This window comes from Oceanidesulfovibrio marinus (assembly GCF_013085545.1).
GTDB lineage: Bacteria > Desulfobacterota > Desulfovibrionia > Desulfovibrionales > Desulfovibrionaceae > Oceanidesulfovibrio > Oceanidesulfovibrio marinus.
In genome coordinates, this window is the sequence record NZ_CP039543.1 from 2,528,414 (window position 1) to 2,541,842 (window position 13,429).

The following is a 13,429-nucleotide window of genomic DNA, read 5'->3' on the forward strand; positions in this document are numbered from 1 at the left end:
GGCTTAACGCTGAGGATGATGACGGTGGGGACTAAATTTATTAGATTTCTTCCCGGCTAGCTGACTCCGGCAAAACAGCTGGGGGGATCGCAAAAAGCTGGGGCCCCAGGACAGCTTGTGTCAATAGGCATAAACCCTGATGGGATATATATTAGTTGGCGACATACCAAACTTAAGCCCCATGGAGATCCCACGATGCCTGAATCTCAGACTACTGTCATTTGCCCGATATGCGCCCTCCAATTTCCTGATGTTCTTAAAGAAACGAATGAATCAGATTCCAGTATTTACAATTGCGAGCGCTGCAAAAAATACCGAATCACACGAACTGCAGAATCCATGATGAGGAACAAAAATAGTACGCTCCCATACATTTCTGCTTGGTCTCGAGAATGTAACGAATACCAGGACATTCTACCTGAGGTCACATCTGAAGTACTCAGAAGCTTTTCTGAGCTAGAACCTGACAGAACAGACAATTCCAATATTAGGAGACTACTGCGGTATATCAACAGCCACACAAAACATATTGGCCAAGATGTACTAATCGTTGAGCACTTTGACTACCCTGTCATCTGGGGAGAAAATGAAATTGAATTACGCGCCTATCTTCAGCACTTAAGAGATAAAAAATGGATTGAATACGCTGACGATGGAGACCTTGGGAACAATTTTGCCTACTCTGTAAAAATTACTATTGACGGAAGGGCCTACCTTGATGAGCTAAATAAAATTATCTCCAAGCATTCCGACAGCAAATGGCCTACGGTTAATCAATACTTGGACGAGGCTTATTACAACTTAACTTCTGGCGACAACGTTGCTAAGTATAAAAATTGTGCTCATTCGTGCAGAGAGGCGATAGTCTCTCTAGCAAATGAGACTTATGACGAGAAAAAGCATGGCAAATTCGAACCCAAACGTTCAACATACTCTAATGCACTAGACAAACTTGAGCTGTTGGTAGTTTCAACTCTGCAGGGCAAATCATTAAAAGAAGAAAGGATTATGATAAAAAAATCCTTACAATATGCCAGCAAGTACGCGCATGCAGATTCTATAGAATTCACTCAGGCTGCTAATTGCTATGTAACAACCAAATCAATAATAGAGATTATATATCTCAATACCCATTTGCATGGTGGATAGCAATTCCAACGACTGTTTTGGGACAAAATGTGTATTGTACTTCTAACCTGTCGCCAATCCCAAACATCAATCTGGCTAGCCATATCTCTCGGATCATGCCTTAAAACATTCTTGCTCCCCTCCTATCACTCCCAATCCAGCAAGCACTCGCCGCCCGGGACGCTAATGTGCGTAATCTTCCCCCCACAGCACAAACGTAAGCTAATAATCGGTTGTCTTACCGCCAGCGCTCCAATTCCGACCAGTCCCCCCTGGATCATTTCCCGCACACAATGGTATGCTCAGTGGATACGCGTGATGCATTGGAACGGCCCGCCCCGACCGCCTTACTTTTCCGACAGCCCTGCGAGCCGCCGCACACCAGGAGACAACCCCATGTACAATGTTCTCGTTACCGCCCCCATCGAGCCGGAGGGCCTCGACCTTCTGCGCGACCACCCCGATATCAACATGAGCGTGGCCAGGGACTGGTCGCCGGAGACCGCCCCGAAGTATTTGCAGGACGTGCACGGCCTGCTTCTGCGCCACCCTGCGTTGCCGCGCGAGATCATCGACCAGGCGCCGAATCTCAAGGTCGCCGCCTGGTTCGGCGTGGGCACGGACCTCATCGACGTGGACGCCCTCACGGCGCGGGGCATTCCCCTGCTCATCTCCACTGGCGCGAACTCCCAGGCCGTGGCCGAGCACACCATGGCGCTGATGCTGGCCATGGCCAAGAACCTCCGCACGGCCCAGGCCTCGCTGGAGAATGGCGACTGGCGCTGGCGGCACCAGCACGAGACCAGCGACCTGAGTGGCAGGACCATGCTCATCCTCGGCTTTGGCCACATCGGCCGTGTGGTGGCCGGCCTGTGCACGGCGTTTTCCATGCGCGTGGTGGCCTACAGCCGGTCCATCACCCAGAGTCCCATCCCCGGCGTGGAGATGACGCAGGACTTCCGCAGCGTCCTGCCCCGCGCGGACTTCATCTCCCTGCACCTGCCCCACGCGCCGGAGACGCACCACATTTTCACGGCCGAGGACTTTGCCAGCATGAAAAAGGGAACGTTCCTGATCAACACGGGCCGCGGCGAGGTCCTGGACGAATCGCTGCTCCTGGAGGCGCTGGACAACGGGACTCTCGGCGGGGTCGGGCTCGATGTGTTCGAGCAGGAGCCGCCCGACCCGGACTCGCCGCTGTTCAAGCATCCGCGCTCGTTCTACACGCCGCACGACGCCGCCATCACGCACCAGAGCCTGGTCAACATGAGCACCCTCTCGGCCCAGAACATCATCAACGGGCTCGAAGGCCGCTTTGACGAGACCATGCTGGTCAACCGGCAGGCTCTCTCAAAGTAGGAGTTCCATAGGGCGTACGAGTCCCTCCGGATGCCACGCCGCAGCCTGTCCTTGCTGCGATTTGTCCCGGGGGGGCTCGTGAGCCCTATCATGCTGTTCCTATTGCAAGAATATTGAAGCAGCGCGTCACACACCCCCCGTCGGTCGTCTCCATTAACATTCTGTAAAATGTCGCCCTGGCGACACCCGGAGGCCCACAACGGGTGTACACGGGCGGCCATGCTATCGAAACTCACTCCCGCTCTTCTTCAGCGCGTCGTCCAAATAGTTTTCGCCCTCGTGTGCATCTTCATCGGCTGGCGCTTCTACCAGTTCTGTGTCTGGGCCCAGACCGGCGCGGGCGACGCCGTGTCCAGGCCGGCCGGTGTGGAAGGCTTTCTGCCCATCAGCGCCCTGCTCGGGCTCAAGCACTTTATCCTGACCGGTTCGTACGATCCCGCACACCCGGCCGGGCTGACCATCCTGCTCTTTGCCCTGTGCACCGGCGTGCTGCTGCGTCGGGGCTTCTGCGCGTACATCTGCCCGGTGGGGCTCATCTCAAATCTTCTGGCCGCGGCCGGCCGCAGGCTCGGGCTGGAGCGCCGGGTTCCGCGCATGTTGGACATTGCGGTCAAAACGCTCAAGTACCCGCTGCTGGCCTTCTTCCTGTTCACCGTAGTGGTGGTCATGAGCGGCGCGGCCCTGCAAGCCTTCCTCATGGGTCGCTACAACCTCACGGCGGATGCGCATCTGCTGCGCTTCTTCATGAGCCCGTCGCACACCGCGCTTGTGGTGCTCGGCTCCCTGGTGGCAATCAGCCTGCTCTTCCGCAACGCCTGGTGCCGCTGGCTGTGCCCGTACGGCGCGTTGTTGGGGCTGCTCTCCTGGGTGGGGATCACGAATATCAGACGCACGGCGGATGCCTGCACGGGCTGCCAGAGCTGCCAGCGCGTGTGTCCGGCGAATATCCCGATCCACGAGAAGACGACCATCCGCACGCCCGAGTGCATCGGCTGCGCCCGCTGCGTGGGCTCGTGCTCCAGGCAGCATGCGCTCCACGTCACGGTGCTGGGCCGGCCCGTACACTGGGCGTTTCTGGCCGTGGCCACCGTCGGCCTGTTCCTCGCGTTCTGGCTGGTGGCACAGCTGACCGGGCACTGGCACTCCAGCCTGCCGCCGATGATGCTCAAGTCGCTGTACGCCCAGGCGCTCGGCGGCATGTAGCCCATACATAGAAAAGCCGGGATCGCATGACCCCGGCTTCATCCTTTCCCAACTGGTGGCGGGCTATGTCCGCTGCCCAGCCACGATCAGGCCGCATTGATTCCGCCCGGCCGCGCCGGTTCTGAAGTTCTGGAAGCCTGCTGCGTCCATGGCCGATTCCAGTTGGTCACGGGAGATGAAATGCGTGCGATATCCGACCATGCGGGTGACGAACTCCAGCGAGCATTTCTGCTTCGGCGGCATATCCGACGCTGGGTTCATGTGCTGGGCAACGAACCATCCTCCGCTTTTGAGCGCAGCGTGGATTGTTCCCAGGAACCCCGGCAGGTCGTCCATGAAGCCGTACAGCACGTGGGAGGCGAGCACCAGGTCGTACTCTCCGGCAGGGAGCCGCTCTGTGCGCAAGTCGCAGGGCCTGACCGTCACCCGGTCCGAGAATCCGCGTTCCGCAATATGCTCCTCCGCCGTCTCGACCACACCGGGCAGGTCCCACACCGTGCTGCGCAGGTTGGGATTTAGCTCCAGAAGCGCCATGCTGTACTCGCCGTGGTTGCCGCCGATGTCCGCCATGGCGCGGAAGCTCTGGAAGCCGGGCAGATCGGCGATAAACGCCACGGTATCCTGCAAGGCCCCGAGGATCGCATACTGCAGCGTGCCGCGCATGGTGTCGGCGTTGCCCCAATCATCGTCCGTGCGCCCCCTGGCCTGAGACTCTCCCTTGAGCAGCGGCATGAACTCGCTGACGATGTACTGGTTGAAGCGATTGTTGAGCTCCATGGCCGTGCCCTGAAAAAATGTGGAGCCGGAGACCAGATACTCCGAGACCAGTGGAGCGTTCTTGTAGCCATCGCCATTGCGCGCCAGCAGGTTGTGGGTTGCCAACAGATCGAGGAGCGCCTCGGTAGGCTCCGGCAGAAATCCATACATCAGTGCTATCTGCTCCGCTGTGTACGGGCCCTTCTCCAGCGTATCGAAGAGCCCCAGGCGGAGGCTTTGCAGCACAGCGTGGAATGTGACATCCCGCGTCATGAACTGCTCAAGGGGTTGAAAGTCGCATGTTGGTCGGAGCATAATTTATTCCTTTTTTATGATAATGAAATTCATTCTCATTATGCAAACACTTTTTACGAATCAAACCGCACTCAGGGCCTCTGATCCCAGCGTCTTTCACGCTGCCAGTACAGACCAGCCCGAGCAAAACTAGCCCGATGGCCAATCAGCCATCGAGATAGGAATCCAGCCAGCGCTCCATTCTATGGAACAAGCTCGCTACGGTTGTGAACTCGGCCTCGGAGAGACGCCCCAGGTACTCCATGAACTCCTTGTCGTGCTCCCTGTGAAACGCCGTGTGGTGATTGTGGACGTAGCGCCCTTTTTCCGTAGGTTCGACCAACCACCTGGAGCCCTTTTCCGGGTCCTGCCGTTTACTGAGCAGGCCTTTCTGCACCAGCTTGCCCACCATCTGCGAGGCCGCACCTTTGGTCACGCCGAAACGGCGGCCCAGCTCCGTCACCGATACTGGCCCGCGAGCGGCCACCTCGCTGACCATGTGCACCTCTGTTGGGTACAGCGGCTTCTCCATCCCGAAATCAAAGGGCATCCTGCTTATCCGGGCGTACTTGTCCAGCACCTTGGGCAGAGCCGCCAGCTCCTGCTCCATCTCATGGAATGATCGCATACAAGAATCATATAGGTGCTAAACAAAAAGGTCAAGGTGCTAAACTTTTGTTTGTGATTGCCAGACGCCTCGACATGATCCCACGCGTCTCGCGCGACGCCCAAAATCGAATCTGTTTATCTGAAATTTTCACGGATACCGGCGCGATTGGTGGCCTTTGCGAGCAACCGTGGAATATGGCTATGAAGCACCCAAAAAATCTGTTCTGATGAGGCGAGCGCTCTTTCCGGACTGCTCCTGTCATTCGAACATGCTGCTATTTCAAAGGATTGCTACGATGGCTTTTGGTGACGATTCAATCTACCCCATGCTGGACTTCCTGCGCAGGGCCGAACGGCTGAAGAGTACGCTGCGCTATACCTGGACGCAGACAGGCCGGCAGGAAAGCACGGCCGAGCACAGCTGGCGGCTCTGCCTGTTCGCCATGCTGGTGAGCCGACGCTATCCCGACCTGGATGGCTTGCGAATACTCCAGCTCTGCATCATACACGATCTTGGCGAAGCGATTCACGGCGATATCCCGGCCACCAAGCAAAACGGCTCCAAGAGCGGCCAGGAACGGGACGACATGCTCGACCTCGTGCGGCCGCTGCCCCCGGATATGCAGCAGGAGCTGCTGGAGCTGTGGGAGGAGTACGAGTTTGCCAAAAGCCCGGAAGCGCGTGTGGTCAAGGCCCTGGACAAGCTTGAAACACTGCTCCAGCACGTGCAGGGCGCAAACCCCGACGGCTTCGTCGATTACGCCTTCAACCTCGACTATGGAAAGAGATACACTCTCCTGGATCAGTTCATGCGCGAGCTGCGCGAACCGATCGATGCCGAGACGGAATCATGTCTGCTGGCGCGATCCTGTACCCATGAATAATGGTTCGTGATAAGGACACGTCACACTGCTAGTCGCCCCCACGACAGCTCTTCCGGCAGCTCTTCCGGCGTATCCCGCGCGGTCTCATTCTGAAAAACGCACACAGCCGGAAGCCGAAGACCCCGGCTGTGCGATCCTTTTCGATCAGGGGCCCTCTCAAGACGAGCCGCTCGTTACAGAACGGCCTTGACCATATCCGCCAGCGGCGTGGTCGGCCGTCCGATGAGCCGGCTGAGCGCCCTGCCGTCATCAAAGAGCGCGTTCTTGGCCACCGCGGCGTCCGAGTCGGCCAGCATGGTGGCTATCCCATCCGGCAGGCCCGCCTCTTTGAGCGCGGCCTGGAACGCCTCACAGGGCATGTCCTTGTAGACAAAGGGCTTGCCGCTCTGGCGCGCGACCTCCGCGGCCAGATCGGCCAGGGTGTAGGCCTCGTCCCCGGCCAACTCGTACACGCTGCCGGCCTGATTCTCGTGGGTCAGCGCGGCGGCTGCGGCCGCGGCGTAATCGGCCCGCGCCGCCGAGGCGATCCTGCCGTTGCCCGCGCACCCGAGGAGCACGCCGCGCTCCAGAGCGCCGGGAATCTGCGCGGTGTAGTTCTCCGTATACCAGCCATTACGCAGTAGAACGTGTGGGATTCCAGACGCTTTCAGGTACGCCTCGGTCGCCTTGTGCTCCTCGGCCAGGCCGATGGGCGTGGTGTCCGCGTGCAGGATGCTGGTGTAGGCCATCAGCGAGACGCCGGCTTGTTTTGCCGCGTCGATCACGGCCTGGTGCTGCGGTACCCGCCGGCCCACCTCGTTAGCCGAGATCAGCAGCAGCTTTTCGCCGCCTTCCAGGGCAGGGCCCAGGGTCTCGGGCTTGTCGTAGTCGACGTGGCGGACCTGGACGCCTCGGTCTGCAAGATCCTGCGCCTTGTCCGTGTTGCGCGCCAAGCCGATGACTGCGGAGGCGGGGACGGTTTCGAGAAGCGAACTGACGACGAGATGGCCAAGCTGGCCAGAGGCTCCGGTAATAATGATCATGGGGATATCTCCTTATGAGACTGTTTTTCCGCACATGATACCACCGGCGGTTCCCTGGTGTAAGTGCCTTTTGCAGACAGATGATGAAATCCCCGCAAGGCGAACGACCTCCCGCGCCTCCTTTCTACGATGCATAAATCCTTTTGTTTCAGGTAGTTGTCGGAATATAATCCATAAAAAGGAAAAGCCGGAATCGTACGACTCCGGCTTGTTCATCAATTTGGGACGGCGGGTCATCCAATTACATCAGGCAAACCCGCCACTGACGCGCAGGACCTGGGCGTTGACCCACGCGCCGTCCGGCCCTGTGAGGAAGGAAACCACGCCAACGATGTCCTCGGGCGTTGCAATGCGCTGCTCCAGCGACGGCAGCTTGCTGATCCGTTCGATCTGCTCCTCGGTCTTGCCGGCCCGAAACAGCTCCGTGTCCACAGGCCCGGGGGCGATGGCGTTGACGGCGATGCCCTTGCCGCGCAGTTCATTGGCCAGCACCCGGACCAGACCTTCGACCCCCGCCTTGGACGCGATATACGGACCGTAGGCCGGGAACGACATGCCGAGAACGCTGGACGAAAACGCGATGATCCGTCCGCCCCTGGCCACGTTCTTCGCCGCGTGGCCAAGAACGTTGTACGTCCCCCGCAGGTTCGTGTGGATGACCTTGTCGAACGTGTCCATGTCCAGCTCGGCAATGGGGGTCAGCGCCATGATGCCGGCGCAATTCACCACCACGTCCACGCTGCCGAAAGCTTCCTTTGCCGAGGCGAACAATGCAGCCACGTCATCGGTATTTCCCACGTCGCCTTGCACAGCCACAGCGCGCCCGCCTTTGGCCTCGATCGCTGCGACTGTCTCCTGAGCCTTCTTTTCGTTGCCGTGGAAGCTGACCACCACGGCAAAGCCATCATCGGCCAGGCGCAGGGCCACGGCCTTACCGATGCCGCGCGAACCACCTGTAACGATGGCTGTTTTTCCTGAACCATATGAGTTACTCACGCATCTCTCCTTTGTTCTTGGCTTGTTGCAAACTATATATTACAAGTTTCGAAAAATATAATTTGTAACTTTGCACCTGTCAAAACATTTTCGTGGTTCCAGCGCCTGTCAGGCTCGCGCCGTTCTGCACACAGCGCTGCCAGTTTGACTTGGAGCCCATTGCCCATTATTTCTTCAGAAAAAGTAACCTATTATAGCGCTTGATGCGACAAGGCGGAGGAAAACATGGTAGGAGCCCATGCCTAGAACAGGATTGACGTCTGCGGAGTTGGTGGAAAAGGCCATCGACATCGCGACCCGCAATATCCGCCAGTTCGGCCTCGACAAATTCCGGCTTACCGATGTCGCCAAAAAGCTCAAGGTGAGCCATGCGGCGTTGTACAACCACTTCCCGGACAAAGCGGCCGTGACCGACGCTATCTCCGAGCGCTGGCTCAACCAGATAGACGCTGCTCTGGAATCGGCCAGCCAGGCGGATCTTGAGCCGCGCACTCGCCTCATCCGCTGGTTCTTGACGCTTCACAGGATGAAGCTGGAGAAGATCCGGACCGACCCGGAGCTTTACAAGACGTTCAACATGGCGGTCGAGCTGGACAAACCGTTCGTCCGGCAGCACCAGGCGAATGTACGCCGTCTGCTTGGCGACGTCCTGCGCAAGGCCGTGGACGCCGGCGCCTTTCCTGCCGAGGGCCAGGACAATGCCGTGGTGGTGCTTCTGGAGGCGACGTCTTCCTTCCACCACCCCAGCATGGTTCTGGAGCACAAAGACGAAGACCGGGAGGACCTGCTGCAGCAGATCGTTTCGGTGGTCTTCGCCGGGCTGGCCAACAAAGGTAACGTTCGATAGTTTTTGAGCTTCTGATTCTCAACCGCTCTGACATGGTTGCCCTTCGCCAACCTACTCTGCTGCCGCTGTCCCGATGCACTTTTTCTGAAGTCTTATCACCAAAAAGGGCCGACCCCGACGGAGCCAGCCCTCACTGTGCACGCGACGCTCTGGAAGCTACTCGAAAATGTCGTCCAGCCAGTCAAAGACCACCTGGCCCACGATGCTCCTGTTCTCCATGATGCAGTGGTTGGAGGCGCCTTCGTTGGATGGGGTGACCACCATCTTCGAGTCCGGGTTGCTGAAGCCGCCCAAGGCGAGCTTCTGCTGCCGCCTGACCTCGTCGCTCTTCATCTCGCCCTCGCCCACCACGATGAGCGCCGGGACGTCGATGCCGGTCGGGTCGAAGGTAAAGCCCTTGTTGGCCTCGGCCAGGGCGGAGGGCGTATCCATGGGCACGCCCCAGCGCCAGCAGATGACCTGGACCACATTGGCGTGGAAGCTGCTCCAGGCGGCCATCTCCTCCGGAGTCGCCACCACTGCCGGCATGTCAGAGAACAGCGGGTAGGCGTCCACCACGGCGGCGCTCATGACCACGGCCTTGATGCGCGGATCGTGCTCCGCGGCCTGCGGCGCAAACCCGCCCCCGCCGCTGTAGCCGAACATGGCCAGCCGCTCCGTATCCACTTCCGGCATGCCCACGGCGTAGTCCACAACGGCCTGCATGGGCACGTACATGTCCGGCCGGAACACGAGCCCTTCGGACGGCAGCACGCCCTGCCCGGGCAGATCCACGGTCATGAAGTTGTAGCCGCGCGCGAAGGCCTGCGGCGCGATGTAGAAGTAGAGGTCCTCGGCGAACGTCTCGCCGCCGCCGATCATGATGAGCGTCTTTGTGGGCGCATAGCCGTTCGCTGCCTTGCGGAAGAAGCCCGGCAGCACGGTATCCTCGAAGGGAATCTCGATGTACTCCAGGGGCGGGTCCATCAGCGCGCCGGCCTTTCGCATCAGCTCCCGCGCCGCGGCGGCGCGCTCCTTGAGCTGCGGGTCGTCCGGCAGCATGGAAATCACGGAAAGGCGGTAGTAGTAGGCGGCACGCAGGAATTGCGTGCACGCGCTGACAGTGTGGCCGCCAGCCAGGGATTGCTCGCCCCGGGCCTGGACGCGCCGGGCCAGCTCGAACCACTGCTGCTGCCAGCTCGCTGCGTCGCCGTCCTGAATCTGCGAGGCGACGTAATATGCCTCGCCGGTTTCCACCCCGCCATTGCCGGCAGAGCCAAGGATCAGGTTTCCGAAGTGGAAATCCATGTCCCCGTCCTCAAAGAAGTAGCTGAACGTGTTGGCGTGGGCGTCGAAGGCGGTTTCTTCTGCAGCCCGCACCACGTCGGGCCGCAGGCTCAATGCGACGAGCAGCACGGCTGCCAGAGGGAAGGCAGCGAATCTGAACGAAATCATATCCTGTCCTCCTCTATTGAAGGTCCTGAGCCGCCCTCGTACCGCAGTTGGTCGTATGGATCAAGGATCTCAGCCTGTTGTACGCTGGTTGAACTTTTTCATGCCTGCGCGCTCATGCTCCAAAACAATGTTTCCGGCGCTTCGAATTACCAAAGCTGTACTAGCCTTTTCGTTCAACCTATCCTGCTGCGCATCGAGGATGGTCGCACGAGCCTTGCTCAAGCTTTCTTGCACCATTACATGCCATGATAATTGCAGAATGGAATGAATCGCACCGCAATACATCATATCGGACACCACTTTGGAACGGGAGCGCTTCTATGGCGTTGAAGTCGATCATCAAAGGGTTCGTGGGCAAGCAGACCGTCCGGTTCGGATGTTGGGCCAAGCTCGACAGCCGCGGGTATCGCCGGCTGCACAACATCACCTTGCAGACGGACAACGGCACCACGCAGATCGACCACGTCATCGTCTCGCGCTACGGCATCTTCGTCATCGAAACCAAGCACTACGACGGCTGGATCTTCGGATCGGAGAAGGACCGCCAGTGGACGCAGACATTCGGCCGCAAGAAGTTCCGCTTCCAGAATCCGCTGCACCAGAACTACAAACATATCAAAGCATTGTCCGACGCCACAGGGATCGATAAGGAGTGCTTCCACTCCATCGTCTTCTTCTCGGGCGAGAGCACCTTCAAGACCGAGATGCCCGCCAACGTCATGAACCGCGGCTTCACCAGGTACATCAAGCAGTTCAAGACGGCGCTCTTCACGGATGGCGAGGTGGATGACATTATCGAGCGGCTCTCGTCGGAACGGATGGCCAGGACGCTGGCCACACGGCGCAAGCACATCCGCAGCGTGAAAGAGCGCTACGAAAGCACAGACACCTGCCCCAAGTGCGGCCAGGCCCTGGTGGAACGCACTGTGCGCAACGGCCCGCGCCAGGGCGCGAAGTTTCTGGGATGCTCCGGCTACCCCAAGTGCCGGTTCACGCGGGAGCTGTGATGACGCGGACGCCATTCCACCGGTCTGCCATGGCCCGATACTCCGCTGTAGCATCCTGAAATATTTCCGCCTCTGAACAGCATTGACGCTTGCCAAGACCAGGCCACGGCGGGATAAGGTGTTACGCTCCTACCATGGCTGCCCGCGTTTATGCGCCTTGCCATGACCGGCCGTCAGCCCGATCCAACTGATTATCCTGGGAGATGCTCCATGGACCGCCGATTCTTCCTCCGTCTGTCCGCAATGGCCGCCGCAACGAGTCTTGCCCGCTGGCAGTTTCCCGTCGCCGCCCTGGCCGGTAAGAGCGCCGGCGAGCTCGACGTTATCGTGGTCGGGGCCGGTCTGGGCGGCCTGACCTGCGCGGCCTATCTGGCGCGCAACGGCTTCAAGCCCCTGCTGCTGGAGCAGTACCACATGCCCGGCGGTTACGCCTCGTCCTTCACGCGGCCATCCGACAAGGGCGACTTCACCTGCGAAGTGTCCCTGCACTCCTCCTCGTTCCACGCGCCGTCCATGGCCGCCATGCTGACCGACCTCGATCTGTGGGACAAACTGGACATGGCCGAGCATCCCAGCGCCTGGTCATCGCGCTTCCCGGACTTCTCCCTGAGCGTGCCGGCCAAGGCCGGTCTGGACGGGTTCGAACGCCAGCTCACGGCGCTGTTCCCGGATCAGGCCGCCGGCCTTGCCAGATACTTCGCCGTCTGGCGCGGCGTACAGGAGGAGACCGCCCGCCTGGATGCGGAGCTACCCGGCATGGACAAATCCAGGTTCCCGAAAGTGTTCAAAAACCTCTGGTACATTCACGACAAGAGCATCGGTCAGGTGGTGGACGACCATATCGACGACCCTGCGCTCAAGGCCGTGCTCACCCAGAGCTGCGGCTACTATGGCCTGCCGCCGTCCCGCCTGTCGGCGTTCTTCTATCTGGAGCCCACGGCGCAGTACCTGCGCTACGGCGGGGCCTATCTCAAGGGTACGTCGCGCACCCTATCCGAGGCGCTGGCCAACGCCATCATCAACGCCGGCGGCGTGATCAAGTATGGGGCCCGCGTAGACTCCATTCTTGTGGAAAAGGGCCGCGCCGTGGGCGTAAAGACGGCGGACAGCGCGGAGTACCGGGCCAGCGCGGTTGTCTGCAACGCCAGCGCCCCCCAGCTGTTCGGCTCCATGCTGCCGGCCGGCACCCTGCCCGGCGAGGCGCAGCAGAAGATCGACACCTACACGTACAGCCCTGGCAGCTTCATCGTCTGGCTGGGCCTGGGCCAGGACATCGCCCCGCGTTTCCCGGATGGCGAGCTCAGCTTCTACCGGAGCACGGATATGGAGGCCGGCTACAAGTACGCCATGGCCTGCGATTTCGAGCACGCCGGCTTCTCGCTCATGGTCTACGACAGCCTGGTGCCTGGCTTTTCCCCTCGCGGCTGCACAAGCATCTCCATCATCACGCTGTGCGACGCAAGCCACTGGCAGCAGTTCGAGGCCGACTACCTGGCCGGCCGCAATGACGCCTACCACGCGGAAAAGGCGCGGCTTACGGATCTGCTCATCAGCCAGGTGGAGCAGCACGCCATTCCCGGGCTTTCCAAAATGATCGTCATGAAGGAAAGCGCCACGCCCCTGACCAACCTGCGCTACACTCGCAACCCGGCCGGCGCGATCTACGGCTACAACCAGACCGTGGACAACTCCTTCATGAGCCGCATCTCCAACAAAACCGGCGTGCCGGGCCTGTACCTGGCCAGCGCCTGGGGCAACCCCGGCGGCGGCTACGCCGGGGCCATGCTGGGCGGCAAGTCCGCCTTCCGGGACCTGGCCAAGGCCTTGATCCACACGGCGTAGGGAAAACCAGGGGCAGGCGTCGTCCATATCCGCCGGCGCCTGCACGCG

Annotated in this window: 12 protein-coding genes; 7 read left to right on the forward strand and 5 right to left on the reverse strand. The window is 59.9% G+C overall.

Annotated elements, in window-relative coordinates; all coding sequences use genetic code 11:
- Positions 1–195 precede the first annotated feature (195 nt).
- The 3 genes from E8L03_RS11205 (at position 196) to E8L03_RS11215 (ending at position 3,690) form a co-directional block, all read left to right on the forward strand.
- Positions 196–1,149, forward strand: a complete 954-nt coding sequence (locus E8L03_RS11205) for a hypothetical protein (protein ID WP_171267395.1) — start codon at positions 196–198, stop codon at positions 1,147–1,149.
- Positions 1,150–1,524: 375 nt separating this feature from the next.
- On the forward strand, positions 1,525–2,487 hold the full coding sequence (locus tag E8L03_RS11210; protein ID WP_171267396.1) for a hydroxyacid dehydrogenase: 963 nt from the start codon (positions 1,525–1,527) through the stop codon (positions 2,485–2,487).
- Between the two features lie 219 nt (positions 2,488–2,706).
- On the forward strand, positions 2,707–3,690 hold the full coding sequence (locus E8L03_RS11215; protein WP_171267397.1) for a 4Fe-4S binding protein: 984 nt from the start codon (positions 2,707–2,709) through the stop codon (positions 3,688–3,690).
- Between the two features lie 63 nt (positions 3,691–3,753).
- Here E8L03_RS11215 and E8L03_RS11220 read toward each other — a convergent pair whose 3' ends face one another.
- Both E8L03_RS11220 and E8L03_RS11225 read right to left on the reverse strand, forming a co-directional pair.
- A complete protein-coding gene (locus E8L03_RS11220; protein WP_171267398.1) occupies positions 3,754–4,761 on the reverse strand; it encodes a methyltransferase in 1,008 nt (335 codons plus the stop codon).
- Between the two features lie 145 nt (positions 4,762–4,906).
- Positions 4,907–5,368, reverse strand: a complete 462-nt coding sequence (locus E8L03_RS11225) for a MarR family winged helix-turn-helix transcriptional regulator (RefSeq protein ID WP_144305356.1) — start codon at positions 5,366–5,368, stop codon at positions 4,907–4,909.
- A gap of 277 nt (positions 5,369–5,645) precedes the next feature.
- Between E8L03_RS11225 and E8L03_RS11230 the strand changes: the two genes are divergently transcribed.
- Positions 5,646–6,233 (forward strand): HD domain-containing protein, encoded by a 588-nt coding sequence (locus E8L03_RS11230; protein ID WP_144305357.1) that lies wholly within the window; start codon positions 5,646–5,648, stop codon positions 6,231–6,233.
- 173 nt (positions 6,234–6,406) lie between these two features.
- Here E8L03_RS11230 and E8L03_RS11235 read toward each other — a convergent pair whose 3' ends face one another.
- Both E8L03_RS11235 and E8L03_RS11240 read right to left on the reverse strand, forming a co-directional pair.
- The gene (locus E8L03_RS11235; protein WP_171267399.1) at positions 6,407–7,255 is read right to left on the reverse strand and encodes an SDR family oxidoreductase; all 849 of its coding nucleotides are present in this window, start codon (positions 7,253–7,255) and stop codon (positions 6,407–6,409) included.
- A gap of 246 nt (positions 7,256–7,501) precedes the next feature.
- The gene (locus E8L03_RS11240; protein ID WP_171267400.1) at positions 7,502–8,251 is read right to left on the reverse strand and encodes an SDR family oxidoreductase; all 750 of its coding nucleotides are present in this window, start codon (positions 8,249–8,251) and stop codon (positions 7,502–7,504) included.
- A gap of 238 nt (positions 8,252–8,489) precedes the next feature.
- Here E8L03_RS11240 and E8L03_RS11245 point away from each other — a divergent pair, with 238 nt between their 5' ends.
- Positions 8,490–9,098, forward strand: a complete 609-nt coding sequence (locus E8L03_RS11245) for a TetR/AcrR family transcriptional regulator (protein ID WP_144305360.1) — start codon at positions 8,490–8,492, stop codon at positions 9,096–9,098.
- Positions 9,099–9,254: 156 nt separating this feature from the next.
- Here the strand turns inward: E8L03_RS11245 and E8L03_RS11250 are convergent, their stop codons facing one another.
- Complete coding sequence (locus E8L03_RS11250) at positions 9,255–10,532, reverse strand: alpha/beta hydrolase family protein (protein ID WP_171267401.1); 1,278 nt, start codon at positions 10,530–10,532, stop codon at positions 9,255–9,257.
- 320 nt (positions 10,533–10,852) lie between these two features.
- Between E8L03_RS11250 and E8L03_RS11260 the strand changes: the two genes are divergently transcribed.
- Positions 10,853–11,539, forward strand: a complete 687-nt coding sequence (locus tag E8L03_RS11260; RefSeq protein ID WP_171267403.1) for a nuclease-related domain-containing protein — start codon at positions 10,853–10,855, stop codon at positions 11,537–11,539.
- A gap of 210 nt (positions 11,540–11,749) precedes the next feature.
- Positions 11,750–13,381: a phytoene desaturase family protein gene (locus E8L03_RS11265; RefSeq protein ID WP_171267404.1), complete on the forward strand. Its 1,632-nt coding sequence runs from the start codon at positions 11,750–11,752 to the stop codon at positions 13,379–13,381.
- Positions 13,382–13,429 lie beyond the last annotated feature (48 nt).